We start from the raw sequence: 15,457 nt of genomic DNA, 5'->3' as shown, positions 1-15,457 counted from the left end.
GCGACGGCAGCGAAATCAGGGAGCGCACGTCGTGCGAAGAACTCGGCGCCGTTGCCTTTGGATGGCTAGGAGAATAACCGACACTGCGCGGAAAAACCCAGGTCCGACGGAGGGCATCACAATTGTGAACAGCGACGGTCCCTTTGTTACGGGCGTGTGTCACGTCACCTTGTCCGCCGAGGACGGCACGCGGATCTCCGGCGCGCTGCACCCCGGTCCCGGGACGTCCGCGCCCGCTTTCGTGCTCGCCCACGGTTTCACGAACCACATCGGAAAGCCCAGCGTGCGACGCGTCCTCTCGCGACTCTCCCGGCGGGCGCCGGTGCTGGCAGTCGATCTTCGCGGGCACGGCGGATCCGCGGGTCGCAGCACCGTCGGCCCGAACGAGGCGATGGACGTCGACGCCGCCGTGGCGCACCTGCGCGGGCTCGGACACGAGCGCATCGTCACACTCGGGTTCTCACTGGGCGGGAGCGTGGTGCTGCGCCAGGCCGCGCTCGGGACCCCGCCGGACGCGGTCGTGTCGGTGAGCGGCCCGGCCCGCTGGTTCGTGCGCGACACCCCCGCGATGCGCCGGGTGCACTGGCTGCTGGAACAGCCGCACGGCAGGCTCACCGCCCGGCTGCTGGGAGTCCGCCTCGCCGGGCCCTGGCCGGCGGTCCCGGTCTCGCCGATCGAGCTGGCCGCCCGCGTGCGGGTGCCGCAGCTGATCGTGCACGGCACCGACGACCACTACTTCCCGCTGGCCGACGCCCGGGCGCTGAGCGAGTCCGGTGGCGGCGAGTTCTGGCCGATCGAGGGAATGCGGCACGCGGAGAGTTCGACCACTCCGGAGTTGGTGGACCGGATCGCGGAGTGGGCGATGGATACAGTGGAACCACCCGATCGTGGATCGCCCACGACGCCGCAAGGATCCGACCCGACAGAACGGACCCACGCGTGAAGAAGCTCGCGATCACCCTGGTCGTGGTCATCGCCCTGCTGGTCGCCGCGGACTTCGGTTCGGCGGCGGTCGCCGAGTACCAGGTGTCCAAGCGCGTCGCGGAGCGGCTCAAGCTTCGGGACAACCCGGAAGTCCAGATCAACGGGTTCCCGTTCCTCACCCAGGTCGCCGCGGGCGACTACCGGGACGTGCGGATGAAGGCCGACGCGGTTCCGGTCGGCCCGTTCAACCAGCTCGGCGTCGAGGCCGACCTGCACGGCACGAAGGTCTCCACCGCCCAGCTCATCCAGGGCACCGCCGACCAGGTCACGGTCGACCACCTGGTCGCCCGGGTGAAGCTGCGCGCCTCGGACGTCGCGCGGCTGATCGGCATCCAGGACCTGACGATCGAGCCCGCCACCAAGGACGCGCTCGCCGACGACGACGGCAAGGTCAAGCCCGCCGACGCGAAGCTCGCCGAGGGCGACGACCCCACCAAGGCACTGGTGCGGTTGTCCGGCACCGTCAACATCGCGGGCTCGGACAACAAGGTGCAGGTCATCTCGGTGCTGTCGCTGGCAGGCGAGAAGATGAAGATCGAGCCGCGCAAGCTGGAGCTGAACAACAGCACCTTCGGCGAGATCGATCTGCCGCCGCTGTTCGAGCGCTCGGTGCTCGAGCAGTTCAAGACCACGCTGGACCCGGGCATGCTGCCCTTCGAGGTCCAGCCGACCGGAGTGCGCGCCGAGCGCGGCGCGCTGGTGGTCGAGGGCACCGCCGACAACGTCGAGGTGACCGGCAGCGGAGTGAAGACGGGATGAGTCCGGGCGTCTGGGCGTTGCTCATCGCGGTGCCGATCGCGCTGGCGATCGGGCTGCTGTGGCGCGCCCGGCAAGGCGCCGTGCGCACGAGCGGAACGGAGGTCACGGTGGCGCAGTTCCCCGAGGGGCTGAGGCAACGCCTGCCCGCGGACGGCGACGCGCGGGTGACGCTGCTGCAGCTGTCCACCACGTTCTGCGCGCCGTGCAGGCACACCCGGATCGTGCTGGCCGACTACGCCCAGCGCACGGAAGGCGTCCAGCACGTCGAGGTCGATCTCACCGACCACCCGGACTGGTCCACGCCGCTGCGCGTGCACACCACGCCGACCACCCTGGTGCTGGACTCCGCGGGCACCGAGCTCTTCCGCGTCGGCGGGGTCCCGAAACCGCAGGCGCTCACCGAAGCCCTCCAGCCCTACCTGAGCTGACTCCGCGACGCGCCGGACATCTCACCTAGTGAACTCGCTTCCCGGTGATCGGTCTTCGCGGTAACCTCCGGGACGTGCACGTACTGCTGACCCGTAGGCGCGCGGTGGATCTCTGCCGCGTGGGCAGCAGCCTGTGTTGCTGGCACTGACCGGGCGGTAGCGCGCACCACTTGCACGTCCACGTCGCGACACGCTGCGCGCTCATCCGCCTGACGGACTCGGCAGCCGAAGTCCAGTCAGACGTCAGGAAGGCCCCGCAATGTCTGTCACGACGCTCGACAACAGAGGCGTGCGTTTCACCGCCGCGATGACCAGCGTGATCCTGGCCATCGGCCTGGTCACCGGCAGCTGGCGGGTGATGGCTGCGCAGACGGTGCTGTTCGCCCTGTGCGCGTTCATCGGCCTGCAGCTCAACCCGTGGGGCACCCTCTTCCGCAAGGCCGTGCAGCCGAGGCTGGGACCGATGAGCGAGGCGGACCGCGAGGACGCCGCGCCCGTCCGCTTCTCGCAGGGCGTCGGTTTCGCGTTCGCCCTGGTGGCCACCGTCGGCTACGCGGCGGGCTGGATGACGCTCGGCATCGTCGCCAACGCCTTCGCCTTGGTGGCGGCGCTGCTCAACGCGGTGTTCGGCTACTGCCTCGGTTGCCAGATGTACTTGCTGATCCGGCGGTTCGCCCCCGCCGCTACAGACCCCAGCTGAACCATCCTTGAAGATCAACGAAGGAGTCGCTCGATGAGCCGCGAAGAGGTCCTGGTCTCCGCCGAGTGGGCCGAAGAGAACCTGAACACCGACGGAGTCGTGTTCGCCGAGGTGGACGAGGACACCACCGCCTACGACGGCGGCCACATCCCCGGGGCCATCAAGCTGGACTGGAAGAACGACCTGCAGGACCACGTCCGTCGTGACTTCGTCAGCCGCGAGGGCTTCGAGAAGCTGCTGTCCGCCAAGGGCATCAGCAACGACGACACGGTGGTGCTCTACGGCGGCAACAACAACTGGTTCGCCGCCTACGCCTACTGGTACTTCAAGCTCTACGGCCACGGCGACGTCAAGCTGCTCGACGGCGGTCGCAAGAAGTGGGAGCTCGACGGCCGCGAGCTGACCAAGGAGGAGCCGAACCGCTCGGCCACGAACTACAAGGCCCAGGAGCCGGACACCTCCATCCGCGCCTTCCGCGACGAGGTCGTCGACGCCATCGGCAACAAGAACCTGGTCGACGTGCGTTCGCCCGACGAGTTCTCGGGCAAGCTGCTGGCCCCGGCGCACCTGCCGCAGGAGGCCGCGCAGCGCGGTGGCCACATCCCGAGCGCGATCAACGTGCCCTGGAGCAAGGCCGCGAACGAGGACGGCACCTTCAAGTCCGACGAGCAGCTCAAGGAGATCTACGGCGAGGCCGGCCTGGACACCTCCAAGGACACCATCGCCTACTGCCGAATCGGTGAGCGCTCCTCGCACACCTGGTTCGTCCTCCGCGAGCTGCTGGGTCACACCAACGTGAAGAACTACGACGGTTCCTGGACCGAGTACGGCTCGCTGGTGGGCGTGCCGGTCGAGAACCCGTCCGAGGCCTGAGCCAGGCAACCCGAGGAGGAGTTTCGTGATGGATGGATGCGGAGCACCGCAGCAGTCGGCCACCGCTGTCGACGAAGCCACCGACCAGGTCGTCGTGGCAGGCAAGGTCCGGGCAGGGGGAGAGCCGGTCGGCGGGGCTTTCGTCCGGCTGCTCGACTCCTCCGGTGAGTTCACCGCGGAGGTCGTGAGCTCCGAGGAGGGCGACTACCGCTTCTACGCCGCTCCCGGCGACTGGACGGTCCGCGCCCTGCACCGCAGCGGCAAGGGCGAGTCCGCTGTCAGCGCGGGCAGTACCGGCGTGCACGCGGTGGACATCGCGGTCGCCTGACCACCTCAACGCGAGAAGTGGGGGCCGGCACCAGGTGGTGCCCGCCCCCACTTCTGCGTCCACCCCGGCTTCCTCTCCGCTCGACCCCGACACCCCACGGCCGAACGACCCCACTTCAGCTGAAACCCACCAGAACCCTCGAAAACGCGACCCCGAATTCCAGGGAATTCGGGGTGGTCAGTGCTTGGTGCGGAGGAGGGCGAAGGCTCTTTGGTCCTTGTCCTGGTCCCTGGGGTTGGAGGCCTCCTGGCAGCCGACCGTGGTGAAGTCGAGGACTTCCCAGCCGGTGCGGTCGAAGAGGCGGCGCAGGCCGGTTTCGCTGAAGATCCAGAAGTTGGTGGCGTCGTCGTTGGCCTCGGTCGGGTCCAGCAGGTACGCGACCGGCTGATCGGCGATCGGCGTGCCGTCCGGGGCCTGCTGGGCGATCCGGGTGGACACGAAGCACAGCTCGGCTCGCCCGGCGAGGCGCTCGAGGGCCAGGAACGGGTTCTTCAGGTGGTAGAGCAGGCCGAGGAACAGCACCGCGCCGTAGCGCTCCGCGGGCAGCGCGAACTGCGAGTCGAGGTCGAACTCGTGCACCTCGACCGGAAGCCCCAGCTCCTCGGCCAGCCGGCGCGCACCGCGCAGGCCGTTGAAGTTGGTCGGCGGGTTGTCGATCAGGTCGACCTCGCAGCCGAGCTCATCGGCCAGGAAGAAGCCGAAGTCGCCGTCGGCGGCACCGATGTCCGCGATCCGGGTTCCCGCGATCTCGCCGAAGATCTCCCGCCGGTCGCCGCTGAGCAGGGCGTCCAGGTGGAAGATGTTGGCCATCGTGTCGTACGGGTACCAGCCGAAGTCGGGGGGAGCGATGCCGTCCTTGCGCGCGAGCAGCTCCTCCCGGTAGGCCAGCGCCCGTTCCCGCAACGTCTCGAAGTTCATGTGATTCCCGTCAACACTCCTGCCCGGCGGGGTTCCTCCGCCGGTGATCAGCGGCCCGATGCCGCCTTCCGGACCAGATCATGCCGCACGCCACAGTCGCACGAGCACGGGTCGCGGTTATCCTTTGCCCGTGGATTTCCTGGACTTCTTGCACTACGGCCTGGTCACTCTCGTCGGCGTCGCCGCTATCGCGACCCTCTGGTTCGCGTGCTACGTGGTGTACCGCCTGTACAACGACTGATCCGGCCCGTGCCGCAGCGCGATCCGGGCGGCGCCCGGTGCGCCAGACTGGTTTCAACGCGTCTTTTTGCAGGTTGTAGCCTTACTGGCGATGACCGAGACGCCGAATCAACCGCAGCCCGGCAGCGGCGATGCCGCAGTGGCCGCCGCCGCGGAACGAGCCAAGAGCACCGCGCACCGCAACATGCCGGAGTTCGACGATCTGCCTGGCGAGGGCGACACCGCCAACCTGCGGATGGGCCCGTCGCTGAACGACGCCTGCCTGGCGCTGCTGCCGCTGGTCGGCGTGTGGCGCGGTGAGGGCGAGGCCAACCACCCGTCGATGGACGAGAGCTACCGCTTCCTGCAGCAGATCACGATCGCGCACGACGGTCGCCCGTTCCTGACCTACGAGAGCCGCGCCTGGCGCCTCGACGGCGAGGGCGGCAACGTCGTCGGCCCGGCGTTCCGCGAGTACGGCTTCTGGCGCCCGCAGCCCGACGACAGCATCGAGTTGCTGATCATGCACCAGACCGGCAACACCGAGATGTTCTTCGGCAAGCCGCAGGGGCAGACGACCTGGCACTTCGGCACCGACGCGATCATGCGCACGCCGACCAGCGACGAGGTCACCGCGGCCAGCCGCCTCTACGGCATCGTCGAGGGCTCGCTGGCCTACGTCGAGGAGCGGGCGACTTCCGAGCACGAGCTGCAGCCCCGGTTGTCCTGCAAGCTGGACCGCGTCGTCGGCTGACGGGCCCGCCGACGACGGACCGGCCCGCGGCGGATCAGTAGTTCGACTCGTAGAGCCCGACGATCTCGTCGTTCAGCGCCTCGTCGACCTTGATCGCGGTGCCGTCGATGTCGTGCACCCGGGTGATCCGGCGAATGCTGGAGGCCAGCCACACGCCGTCGGACTCGAACAGCGCCGAGGTGGGGAAGTCGACCACCTCGGTGCTCCAGCCCGCCTGCTCGGCCGCGCGGAACAGCGCTCCCTGCGTGGTGCCCTGCAGGATTCCGGAGCTGGGCGGCGTGGTCAGCAGCTTGCGGCCCTGGGCGAGCACGACCGTCGAGGTCGGTCCCTCGAGCACCGTGCTCTCGCTTGAGGTGAAGATGACGTCGTCGGCGCCCCGGCTCTCGGCCTCGCGCAGCGCGGCCATGTTCACCGCGTAGGACAGCGTCTTGGCCGACAGCAGCAGCCACGGCGCGCGGTCCATCAGATCGGTGGAGACCCCGCGATCCAGCGTGACGACCTGGACGCCCTCGTCGCGCTTGCGGCGGGTCTCGGCGCCGACCTCCTGGCCCATCGCGAAGGCGCTGGGCGTGCCGTCGCCCTCGTCGATGCCGCGGGTGCACACCAGCTTCAGCCCCATCTCGGGGTGCTCGTCCCACGGCCAGGCGTCGATCACGGCCTGCGCCCCGCGCTCCCAGCTCGCGCGCTCCGGCAACGGCAGCTGCATCAACCGCGCCGAGCGCTCCAGCCGATCCAGGTGCGGCCCCAACTCGCGCGGCTGCCGCGACACGACCAGGATCGTTTCGAAGATCCCGTCGCCCCGCAGCACACCGAGGTCATCGGCCCGGAACAGCGGGGAGCGATGATCGACGACGTTTCCGTCCAGAGTCGCAAGTACACGCATGCCGGAAGCCTAGAACCTCCACCGCGCTGATCACCGGAGAGCCCCGGGGAAGTTCGCGCGGCGAACGGCAGCCGCGCCCGGCGAACGCGCCGGGCCGGGCACCACCCCGGCGGAGTTACGATCGAAGTGTCGTTGAGCGTGGAGCATGGGAGCCGGCATTGAGCGACCAGGGATCGCTGCGCAGCACCTTGCACGAACGCGGTATGCGCATGACGCCACAGCGCCAGCTGGTACTCGACGCGGTGCGCGAGCTGGGGCACGCAACCCCCGAGGAGATCTGCAAGAAGGTGCAGGGCACGGCAGCCACGGTCAACATCACGACCGTCTACCGGGCGCTGGACCTGCTGGAGCAGCTCGGCCTGGTGCGGCACACCCATCTCGGCCACGGCGCGCCGACCTACTCCGCCGAGGAGCACGAGCACGTGCACCTGGCCTGCCACCGCTGCGGGCGCATCGACGAGGTGGCCATCGAACTGCTCGACGACCTTGCCGAGCTGCTGATGTCCGAACGCGGCTTCGAGCTGGACCCCACGCACCTCGCGCTGTCCGGCACCTGCCGGAACTGCCGCGAGGCCGACTGAACGCGACACGAAATCAAGGAGCGTCGAATGAGTTCACCCCTGCTCGACCTACCGGGTGCGGTACCCGCGCCGGAGGACGCGGTGGACGTCGGCGTGCCATGGCATTTCGGCGACCCGTTCGCGGAGCAGCGTTCCGCGGCGCGCAGCGCGGTGCTGGTGGACCGCTCGCATCGCGAGGTCATCGCCGTGCCGGGCGAGGAGCGGCTGAGCTGGCTGCATCTCGTGCTCTCCCAGCACCTCACCGAGCTGCCCGACGGGCAGGGCACCGAGGCCCTGGTGCTGGACACGCACGGCCGGGTGGACTGCCACATGATGGTCGCCCACCACGACGAGGTGGTCTACCTCGACACCGATCGCGGGGCGCACGCGACCAGCGCGCTGCCCACCATCGGGGTGGACGGCAAGCAGACGCTGTTCGAGTACCTCGAGGCGATGCGCTTCTGGTCCAAGGTCGAACCGCGCGAGGCGACCCCCGAGTTCGCGGTGCTGACGGCGATCGGGCCGGACGCGGCAGGCATCCTGGCCGGGTTCACCGAGGTGCCCTCCGCGCCGTACGCGGTCAGCGGGTTGCCGGGTGGCGGGTTCGTGCGCAACGTCCCGTTCCGCTCGTTGCAGACCTACGACCTGCTCGTTCCCCGCGAGTCGCTGGTCGACTGGTGGCTCAAGCTCACCGACGCGGGCATCCGCCCGTCCGGCACGCTGGCCTACGAGTCGCTGCGGGTCGAGGCGCTGCGCCCGCGCGTCGGGATGGACACCGACGACCGCGCGATCCCGGCCGAGCTCGGCTGGGTGCACACCGCCGCGCACGTGGCCAAGGGCTGCTACCGGGGCCAGGAGACGGTCTCGAAGGTGCACAACGTGGGCAAGCCGCCGCGTCGCATGATCCTGCTGCACCTGGACGGTTCGGTCGAGGTGACCCCGGAGGACGGCGACCCGGTGCTGCACGGCGAGCGCAGGGTCGGTCGCGTGGGCAGCGTGGTGCATCACCACGAGCTGGGGCCCATCGCGCTCGCGCTGCTCAAGCGCTCCGCACCGCTGGACGCCGAGCTGATGGCGGGCGACCCGGAGGAGGAGCGCTCCGTCGCCGCCGCGGTCGACCCCGATTCGGTACCGCCGGACAGTGGCGAACCGCCCGGCCGAGTGGCCGCGGACCGGCTGCGCGGGCGGTGAATCACCCTCGGTTGACACAGCGGGTATTCATTGGGGCACGACCGTCGCCCGATCGGGGACATTGGGAACCCCGATTTTGGGGCTTGCGTCGCACCAGTGTCGTAACGACATCACCCGAAATGTTGGCTAGCTCGACCAAATTGCCGGAGGATGGCCACGTGATCGAAGTCCGCCCGGGTGGACGGCGCCGCATCGACAGGGTCCTGTCCCCGGAGTACGCCAGCGAAATCGAGGGGCGCGCGCTGGATGAGGTGCGCGACCTGCGGGACGAGGCCGCCCAGGAGGAGACCGACCTGTCCTACCTGCGCCGGGTGCTGCACGCGCGGATCGACATCGTGCGCGCCGAGCAGCGCCGCCGCGGGGAGAACGGGTCGGCGACGGTGGTCGAGCAGCTGGTCGCCATCCTGAGCGACAACGCGGTGGGCCCGGCAAACGGTTCCGGCCGGTACCAGACCACCGAACCCTCCCGGGCCGAAGCGCACCGCAGGCACGTGGAAGCACTGGTGTCCGACGTGGACCTGTCGGACGTGATGTCGCTGTCCGATGAGAAACTCGATCGGGCGTTGAGCGCCTACACGGCCGAGGAGGACTCGGTCTCCGGCCGCCGCCGCGAGGTGCAGCAGGTGGTCGACCGGCTTAACGCCGAGATCGCGCGTCGCTACCGGGAAGGTGCGGCATCGGTGGACCAGTTGCTGGCGGAGGAGCGGGACAAGCAGTGACCCATCCGGTACCCCTCGTGGAGATCGTCCGAAGCGGCCTCCGGGAGGGGATGCACCACGGCGACGTGGTGGTGCTCGACCCCGACGGCTCGACGCGGCTCGCGCTGGGCGACGTCGATTCCCCGATGTACCCGCGCTCGGCGCTCAAACCCGCGCAGTCGGCGGGCATGCTGCGCGCGGGCCTGGAGCTCCCCGCCGAGGACCTGGCGCTGGCCACGGCCTCGCACAGCGGCGAGGAGGGGCACGTGGCCGCCGTGCGCGCCCTGCTGGAGCGGTTCGAGCTGAGCACCGCCGACCTGCGGTGCCCACCGGACTGGCCGATGAACGAGGCGGCGCGGGACGCCCGGGACGCCAAGCTGCGCGTCACGATGAACTGCTCGGGCAAGCACGCCGGAATGCTGGCCGCCTGCGCGCGCAACGGTTGGTCCACTTCGGACTACCTGGCGATCTCGCACCCGCTGCAGCGGACGATCGCTTCCACGGTGGCCGAGATGGCCGGCGAACCGATCGCCAACACCGCGGTGGACGGCTGCGGGGCTCCGCTGTTCGCCGTCTCGCTGACCGGGCTGGCCAGGGTGTTCCAGAACCTGGTCGGCGCGCACCGGCCGGTGGCAGAGGCGATGCGGGCGCACCCGTGGCTGGTGTCCGGCACCGGCCGGGAGGACGCCCGGCTGATGCCCGCTGTGGACGGCCTGGTGTCCAAGATCGGCGCCGAGGGCGTCTTCGCCTTCGCGCTGCCCGACGGCCGGGCGGCCGCGATCAAGATCTCCGATGGGGCCGACCGGGCCCGGCTGCCGGTGGCCGTGGGCGTGCTGCGGCACCTCGGGGCCTCCGGGGATCTCGACGACCTGGCCGAGCTCCCGGTCTACGGCGGCGGTGAGCCGGTCGGCTCGGTGCGGCTGCTGCCGGGCGCCCTGGAGTCCTGAGCCGCCACTTCCCCCCGCGCCGCCCGGTCGGCGCGGTGCTGCCTTCTCAACGACCGTTCCGCTGAGTACGCTCATATCCTGATACGGATTTTCCACATTCTGGGAAGGTCGTGAGATGGGCGCGCAGTCGGACACCTACACCCACGGACACCACGAGAGCGTGCTCCGGTCGCACACCTGGCGGACCGCGCGGAACTCCGCTGCCTACCTGCTCGACGACCTCGCCCCCGGTACGACGCTGCTGGACATCGGCTGCGGACCGGGCACGATCACGCTGGACTTCGCCGAGCTCGTCGCCCCCGGCCGCGTGCTCGGCGTGGACAACTCGAGCGCACCGCTGGAGATCTCCCGCGCGGCCAGCGCCGAACGAGGCCTGGACAACGCCGAGTTCGCCGAGGCGGATGTCTACCGGCTGCCCTGCGCCGACGACTCGTTCGACGTCGTGCACGCGCACCAGGTGCTGCAGCACCTCACCGACCCGGTGCGGGCGCTGCGCGAGATGCGCCGGGTGTGCCTGCCCGGTGGCGTGGTGGCCGCGCGCGACGCCGACTACGGCGGGATGCGGTGGTCGCCGGACAACCCCGGGCTGGACCGGTGGCTGGAGCTGTACCGGGCCGTGGCGCAGGAGAACCGGGCCTTCCCGGACGGCGGCAAGCAGCTCAAGTCCTGGGCGCTGCGGGCGGGGTTCTCCGAGGTGGATTGCAGCGGCTCGGCGTGGATCTTCACCACGCCCGAGGAGCGGAGCTGGTGGGGCAACCTGTGGGCCGATCGGATCCGCAGGTCCTCGTTCGCCGAGCAGGCCGTCGGCTACGGCCTGACGACCCCGGAGGAGCTCGAAGAGCTGGCCATCGCTTGGCATGCCTGGCGGGATGCCGAGGACGGCTGGTTCGCCGTGCTCAACGGCGAGATCCGCTGCCGCGCCTAGGAGATGTTTCGTGATGCGGCGGGGCCGCCGGCTCAGGTGCGGGACTCAGCTCGCACGGCGTCTCGGACGTCGCCGGGCGAGGACGGCAGCAGCGCCGCGCATCGAGCCATGCTCACGTCGCGGATCCCGAGCCCGGCAGCGTCCGAGGCCACGCGCACCGCCGCGCGACCGAAACCGCGGTCCATCGGTAGTGGATCAGTTGTGGCGTTCTCGCGCCGCGAACTCGGCCCAGAAGTCGCGGAGGCGCTCGTAGAGCTCAGCGACCTCCTCGCCGTCCTCGGCCTCCATCGCGTCGACGATGGCGTGCACGTCCTCGGCCGAGCTGTCGGCGTCGAGGTCGGCGTCGCTCATCAGCTTCACCAGCCCGCCGTAATCGAGCTCGACGGCGCTGTGCGGGTGGAACCGCTCCAGCCACCGGCCGGTCTCGTGCAGGATCTTGGTCGGCCCGTCGTCACCGATGGACTGCTGGGAGACCGCGTGCGCGCGCGCCACCCGGCGCCGGGCGTCGGCCATCGCCGCCCGCCAGCACACCCGCCGGCGTCCCGGCTCGGAGAACACGCAGCGCTCCTCCGGGTCGACCACGACGAACCAGGGCAGCGGCACCGTCCAGGTCGCCGAGAGCACGTGCACCGCGCTGTCGGACAGCTCGGTGACCACCTTGTTCGCCTGGTTCTTGGCGGTCTCGGCGGACACCTGCAGCGCCGCCATCCGCAGCGGGACGTCCGAGTCGCCCAGGAACCCGACCAGCGCGGCGGCGGCGCGACCGCGCACGTCCATCGGACACACGAGCGGACCGGGGCCGACGGAGGCGGCCGGGCCGGTGGGCACGTCCTCGGGATCGAGCTCGAGGACACCGCTGGTCCGCTGCCCCTTGCCCTCGGCGGTCTCGCCGGGGAGCAACCGGGGCGGCGCGGCGAGCTGGCTGCGCAGCCACTGGTCCTGCTCCCAGCTCCCCGCGTCGAAGGGGTCCACCGGACCCTTCTCCAGCGCGGCCGCTAGCTCGTCCCGCAGCGGCTGCTCGAACGACGACAGGGGCTCGTACACGCGCAGATAGGCGACGAAGGACTCTGGCACAGCGAGCATGGTGTCATGCGGGACGACCCGCGGGAACGCCCGACTCGCGCACTCCCGGGAGCGCGATGCTCGACATCCACGTGCGCTATTCCGAAATGCCGGCGGCGACCGAGGGAAGGTGTGGGTGGGTTCCTGACACTGAGTTCGCCGAGTTGATCGAGCTGAGCGTCACTCGTCCAAGCCGGTGCCTGTCAGGAGATGGCCCGCTTCCAGCTGTGGGTGCCGGTCGGGTCATCCAGACACACGGTGTGTGCTCCTGATTCGACGGTGAGCCCGAACCGGGGCCAGTCCGGGCTGCCCGCGTTCTCCCACTCGGCGAAGGCGTTTTCGATGGGCTCCCAGAGCCTGCAGGGGCCGGATTGGATGACGTCGCGTTGGTTGCCGGTGCCGGTTTCGCAGACCTCGGCGCGGGAGCCGTCGGGGGTGGTGATGGTCCACCAGGTGTAGCCCTCGCGAATCCGCAGGCCGACCTGCACACCAGCGGGTAGCTCGAACGATGCCATGAACCACGGGACGGTGTGGCCCCACGGCTGGCCGGTGATGCGGGTGGTTGTGTGGTGCAGCTTGTCGTCGTCGCGCCCGGACCGCGCGGTGGGTGCTGTGGTGTTCTCGGTGCGCATGGACATGAATTCCGCCCAGCCGGGCACGAACCTGCCCTCGGCGGACTCCGGGCCGGTTCGGTGCAGCAGCACCAGGTTGCCCGCACCCCGGTTGACCTTCAGGTCAGCGAGGATCATCCCGCCTGGAGCCAGCTGGGAGATCCACTCGGCCGGGATCGTCGAGACAGCGCAGGTCGCCATGATCCGGTCGAACGGCGCTGCTTCAGCGAAGCCCTCGCGCCCATCTCGGGTGTCCAGGGTGGGCTGCATCCCCAGCGATGCCAGGCGGTTGGCGGCGGCTTCGACGAACTCGATGTCTACGCTGTAGACGTTGCTGTCGCCGAGGTAGGCCGACAACAACGCGGCGTTGTATCCGGTACCGGTTCCCACCTCCAGAACTCGGTGTCCTGCCTGGACGTCGAGGATTTCCAGCATCCGCGTCATCAGCCCCGGCATCGACGATGACGAAATGCCGAGCTTGTTGTCGTCGAGCGCAGTGAACAGGCCCTTGTTCGAGTAGATGGCTTCCCAGCCCTCATCGGTGCTTGCATCGACCTGCCGCCAGCCGTCCGGATCCTGGAGCCAGAAGTGAGGGACGAACACGTGGCGCGGTACTTGCGTGAACGCCTTGATCCACGCTGGCGAGTGCAGCTTCCCGGCGGCGATGAGCTCATCAGCGAGCCGGTTCACGTCGCGGTTCCAGTCCCTCACGGCGTCTCCCCAGTCAGTAGCAGGTCGGCGAGTTGTCCGGTGATATCGACACCGGTGTGGTGTTGCAGCCAGCCGTATTGACCGGCCGGGTTGATCTCCAGGAACGTCCACTTCCCATCCGGGCCGATCACGAAGTCCAGGGCGCCGTAGGCCAGATCGAGCCGTTTCATCAGGTCGCGGATTCCGGTGGCGACGTCGGCGGGGAGTTCGATCTCCTCGTACCGGTTGGTGGGGTAGTCAGCGCGCCAGTCGATGTGTCCGGCATCGCTGCCCGCGTAGATACCGAAGGCGTTCAACCGGTGCCCGACAACGATCACCCTGGCCTCGAAGCTCTTCGGCGCCCATCGCTGGAACAGGTGCGTGGTGTGCTCGACGCCCCGAAGGTCGTCCAGGTCCTCGGCGGTCAGGGGCTGGGTGGTCATCGACCGTCGCACCCCGTCCTCTACCAGCGAGCCCATGCCCATCAGCTTCGTGACGGTCGGCCCGCCGGTGGCGAAGGAGCGCACGGCGCGTTCGGTGTTGGTCACGACCGTGTCCGGCACGTCCAGACCGCAGGCGGCGGCCAGTGCGAGTTGGGCGGGCTTGTAGGCGGCATCGGCCATCCGCGAGGGGTGGTTCACCCACAGCACCGGCAACGACGCCAGAACCCCGCCGAGCCCGTACTTGGCCTCGATGGCGGCGTGGTGGCGTTCGGTTTCGGTCATGGCCTCCGGGAACCGGTACGCGGCCGGCGACCGGTACCAGATCGCCGAGACGCTGCCAAGCTCGACGGTGCGGTGCGGGATGGCTAGGGTGCCGGTCCACCGGCCCCGCGTCAGCTCCGCCTCAAGGCGGAGCTGGCGCGGGAACCAGGCGGTGTCGATCCGGTGCACGACCACCTCCCGGTCGGTCAGCGCTCGCACCATCGCATCAGCGGTGTGATCGTCCTCGGCGGCCAGCATCAGAATCGACATCGTCGTTTCTCCTGGTTAGTCGTTGATCCAGTCCTCGTTGGCGCCCTCGTCGCCGTCCTGGTCGGAGACCGAGTGGGCGGTGGGGTCCGCGGCGACCAGCGGGGCGCCGCTGGCGTCCAGCGAGTACTGGAGGTGCGGATCAAAGGTTCCGGTGGGGCGGTTCCCCAGCTGCCTGCGCACCGGCTCCGTGTGCCGCAGATTCCACGGGCGCACGCCCGGCGCCGATGGGCTGTCGGTGTTGCCACCGGTGGCGTTCGTGCGGGACAGCGGGAATTGGCCGGAGTACGGGGCCAGCGGGTCGCGGGTGAACGTGTCGTTGTCGACCATCGCGGTCATCTACAGGTCTCCTCACCTGGTCGAACCGTTGTCGTGAGCGTGCTGGGCGGTGTCGGTTGTGCGGCACCTCCAATCCGGTCGATGTACGGGGTGGATGCCTCGCCTGATGCGAGGCCGGGGTCAGGCCGTGGAGGGATTCGGCCTCTCCGCACCAGGCGAGGCGGTCTCAGTAGCCTTCGGATTCCAGGCGGGCAGCGACGCAGTCCTGGCAGGCCCGTGCGGAAACCACGCGGTTCGAGGTGCCCGCGTTGAGGCCGCAGAGGGTTCGAGCTGGCGCCTCCGGCGACCGCTCGTGAACCTGCCCGTCGTGGGCGGTCCAGACCTCGGCGCACTCCGTTGCTGTGGTGGTCGGCGCGCTCATAGCGCACCCCCTCGGGGGAGGCTCCAGCGCTGCGCGAGGGTGCCGGCGTAGTCGCTGATGCTGGCCGTCACGCAGGCATCGCAGCCCGCAGCGGGCCGGGTTCCGCAAGCCCCGACTTGCTGGCCGCAGTAGGTGCGTAAAGTTCCAGCGTTGCGGATGTGCACGCGCCCGTCCGGGCTGGTCCACGTCCCTCCGGGCTGGAGTCCGTCACCAGCACGAACCGGAATCGATCTGGGCATGCGCTTAACGTGTTCGA

At 69.7% G+C, this 15,457-nt stretch carries 20 protein-coding genes; 13 read left to right on the top strand and 7 right to left on the bottom strand.

The features are described 5' to 3' along the window. The first annotated feature begins 154 nt into the window (after positions 1 to 154). The 7 genes from ABD289_RS05000 to ABD289_RS04975 all read left to right on the top strand — a co-directional run bounded on the left by ABD289_RS05000 (position 155) and on the right by ABD289_RS04975 (position 4,072). Complete coding sequence (locus ABD289_RS05000) at positions 155 to 943, top strand: alpha/beta hydrolase (protein ID WP_344127002.1); 789 nt, start codon at positions 155 to 157, stop codon at positions 941 to 943. Next, entirely contained in the window at positions 940 to 1,743 is an 804-nt protein-coding gene (locus ABD289_RS04995) for an LmeA family phospholipid-binding protein (RefSeq protein WP_344127000.1), read from the top strand. Before ABD289_RS05000 ends, ABD289_RS04995 begins: the two co-directional genes overlap by 4 nt. Further along, positions 1,740 to 2,171, top strand: a complete 432-nt coding sequence (locus tag ABD289_RS04990) for a TlpA family protein disulfide reductase (protein WP_344126998.1) — start codon at positions 1,740 to 1,742, stop codon at positions 2,169 to 2,171. The genes ABD289_RS04995 and ABD289_RS04990 overlap by 4 nt, the downstream gene beginning before the upstream one ends. Positions 2,172 to 2,215: 44 nt before the next feature. After that, positions 2,216 to 2,320 carry a putative leader peptide gene (locus tag ABD289_RS25315; protein ID WP_425564564.1) on the top strand — a complete coding sequence of 35 codons (105 nt, stop codon included), beginning with the start codon at positions 2,216 to 2,218 and terminating at the stop codon, positions 2,318 to 2,320. Positions 2,321 to 2,430: 110 nt separating this feature from the next. Next, a complete protein-coding gene (locus ABD289_RS04985; RefSeq protein ID WP_344126994.1) occupies positions 2,431 to 2,871 on the top strand; it encodes a DUF4395 domain-containing protein in 441 nt (146 codons plus the stop codon). 33 nt (positions 2,872 to 2,904) lie between these two features. Next, positions 2,905 to 3,744: a sulfurtransferase gene (locus tag ABD289_RS04980; protein WP_344126992.1), complete on the top strand. Its 840-nt coding sequence runs from the start codon at positions 2,905 to 2,907 to the stop codon at positions 3,742 to 3,744. A gap of 28 nt (positions 3,745 to 3,772) precedes the next feature. Beyond that, positions 3,773 to 4,072 carry a DUF1416 domain-containing protein gene (locus tag ABD289_RS04975; protein WP_344126990.1) on the top strand — a complete coding sequence of 100 codons (300 nt, stop codon included), beginning with the start codon at positions 3,773 to 3,775 and terminating at the stop codon, positions 4,070 to 4,072. 177 nt (positions 4,073 to 4,249) lie between these two features. Here the strand turns inward: ABD289_RS04975 and ABD289_RS04970 are convergent, their stop codons facing one another. Beyond that, the gene (locus tag ABD289_RS04970) at positions 4,250 to 4,990 is read right to left on the bottom strand and encodes a class I SAM-dependent methyltransferase (protein ID WP_344126988.1); all 741 of its coding nucleotides are present in this window, start codon (positions 4,988 to 4,990) and stop codon (positions 4,250 to 4,252) included. Between the two features lie 331 nt (positions 4,991 to 5,321). On the opposite strand from ABD289_RS04970, the gene ABD289_RS04965 reads away from it, so the two are divergent. After that, the gene (locus tag ABD289_RS04965; RefSeq protein WP_344126986.1) at positions 5,322 to 5,963 is read left to right on the top strand and encodes a heme-binding beta-barrel domain-containing protein; all 642 of its coding nucleotides are present in this window, start codon (positions 5,322 to 5,324) and stop codon (positions 5,961 to 5,963) included. A gap of 34 nt (positions 5,964 to 5,997) precedes the next feature. Here the strand turns inward: ABD289_RS04965 and ABD289_RS04960 are convergent, their stop codons facing one another. Next, positions 5,998 to 6,846, bottom strand: a complete 849-nt coding sequence (locus tag ABD289_RS04960; RefSeq protein ID WP_344126984.1) for an aminodeoxychorismate lyase — start codon at positions 6,844 to 6,846, stop codon at positions 5,998 to 6,000. Between the two features lie 158 nt (positions 6,847 to 7,004). On the opposite strand from ABD289_RS04960, the gene ABD289_RS04955 reads away from it, so the two are divergent. From ABD289_RS04955 to ABD289_RS04935, 5 genes are all read left to right on the top strand, one after another. Beyond that, positions 7,005 to 7,427 carry a Fur family transcriptional regulator gene (locus tag ABD289_RS04955; RefSeq protein WP_425564562.1) on the top strand — a complete coding sequence of 141 codons (423 nt, stop codon included), beginning with the start codon at positions 7,005 to 7,007 and terminating at the stop codon, positions 7,425 to 7,427. A 27-nt stretch (positions 7,428 to 7,454) separates the two neighbouring features. Then, positions 7,455 to 8,597 (top strand): CAF17-like 4Fe-4S cluster assembly/insertion protein YgfZ, encoded by a 1,143-nt coding sequence (ygfZ, locus tag ABD289_RS04950; RefSeq protein ID WP_344126982.1) that lies wholly within the window; start codon positions 7,455 to 7,457, stop codon positions 8,595 to 8,597. A gap of 158 nt (positions 8,598 to 8,755) precedes the next feature. Beyond that, positions 8,756 to 9,316 carry an RsiG family protein gene (locus ABD289_RS04945; protein WP_344126980.1) on the top strand — a complete coding sequence of 187 codons (561 nt, stop codon included), beginning with the start codon at positions 8,756 to 8,758 and terminating at the stop codon, positions 9,314 to 9,316. Next, a complete protein-coding gene (locus tag ABD289_RS04940) occupies positions 9,313 to 10,242 on the top strand; it encodes an asparaginase (protein ID WP_344126978.1) in 930 nt (309 codons plus the stop codon). The genes ABD289_RS04945 and ABD289_RS04940 overlap by 4 nt, the downstream gene beginning before the upstream one ends. 115 nt (positions 10,243 to 10,357) lie before the next feature. Next, on the top strand, positions 10,358 to 11,167 hold the full coding sequence (locus ABD289_RS04935; RefSeq protein ID WP_344126976.1) for a methyltransferase domain-containing protein: 810 nt from the start codon (positions 10,358 to 10,360) through the stop codon (positions 11,165 to 11,167). 32 nt (positions 11,168 to 11,199) lie between these two features. On the opposite strand, the gene ABD289_RS04930 is transcribed toward ABD289_RS04935, so the two are convergent. The 5 genes from ABD289_RS04930 to ABD289_RS04910 all read right to left on the bottom strand — a co-directional run bounded on the left by ABD289_RS04930 (position 11,200) and on the right by ABD289_RS04910 (position 14,840). Next, positions 11,200 to 11,352 (bottom strand): hypothetical protein, encoded by a 153-nt coding sequence (locus ABD289_RS04930; protein WP_344126974.1) that lies wholly within the window; start codon positions 11,350 to 11,352, stop codon positions 11,200 to 11,202. Positions 11,353 to 11,362: 10 nt separating this feature from the next. Then, positions 11,363 to 12,241 (bottom strand): DUF8083 family protein, encoded by an 879-nt coding sequence (locus ABD289_RS04925; RefSeq protein WP_344126972.1) that lies wholly within the window; start codon positions 12,239 to 12,241, stop codon positions 11,363 to 11,365. A 191-nt stretch (positions 12,242 to 12,432) separates the two neighbouring features. Continuing rightward, entirely contained in the window at positions 12,433 to 13,551 is a 1,119-nt protein-coding gene (locus tag ABD289_RS04920) for a methyltransferase domain-containing protein (protein ID WP_344126970.1), read from the bottom strand. After that, positions 13,548 to 14,504 carry an ATP-grasp ribosomal peptide maturase gene (tgmB, locus tag ABD289_RS04915; protein ID WP_344126968.1) on the bottom strand — a complete coding sequence of 319 codons (957 nt, stop codon included), beginning with the start codon at positions 14,502 to 14,504 and terminating at the stop codon, positions 13,548 to 13,550. The genes ABD289_RS04920 and tgmB overlap by 4 nt, the downstream gene beginning before the upstream one ends. 15 nt (positions 14,505 to 14,519) lie before the next feature. Next, positions 14,520 to 14,840, bottom strand: coding sequence for a hypothetical protein (locus ABD289_RS04910; RefSeq protein ID WP_344126966.1), 321 nt, complete (start codon positions 14,838 to 14,840; stop codon positions 14,520 to 14,522). Positions 14,841 to 15,457: the final 617 nt, after the last annotated feature.

The sequence above is a fragment of the Saccharopolyspora halophila genome (assembly GCF_039531955.1).
Classification (GTDB): Bacteria; Actinomycetota; Actinomycetes; order Mycobacteriales; family Pseudonocardiaceae; genus Saccharopolyspora; species Saccharopolyspora halophila.
This window is presented reverse-complemented; position numbering and strand designations above follow the sequence as displayed.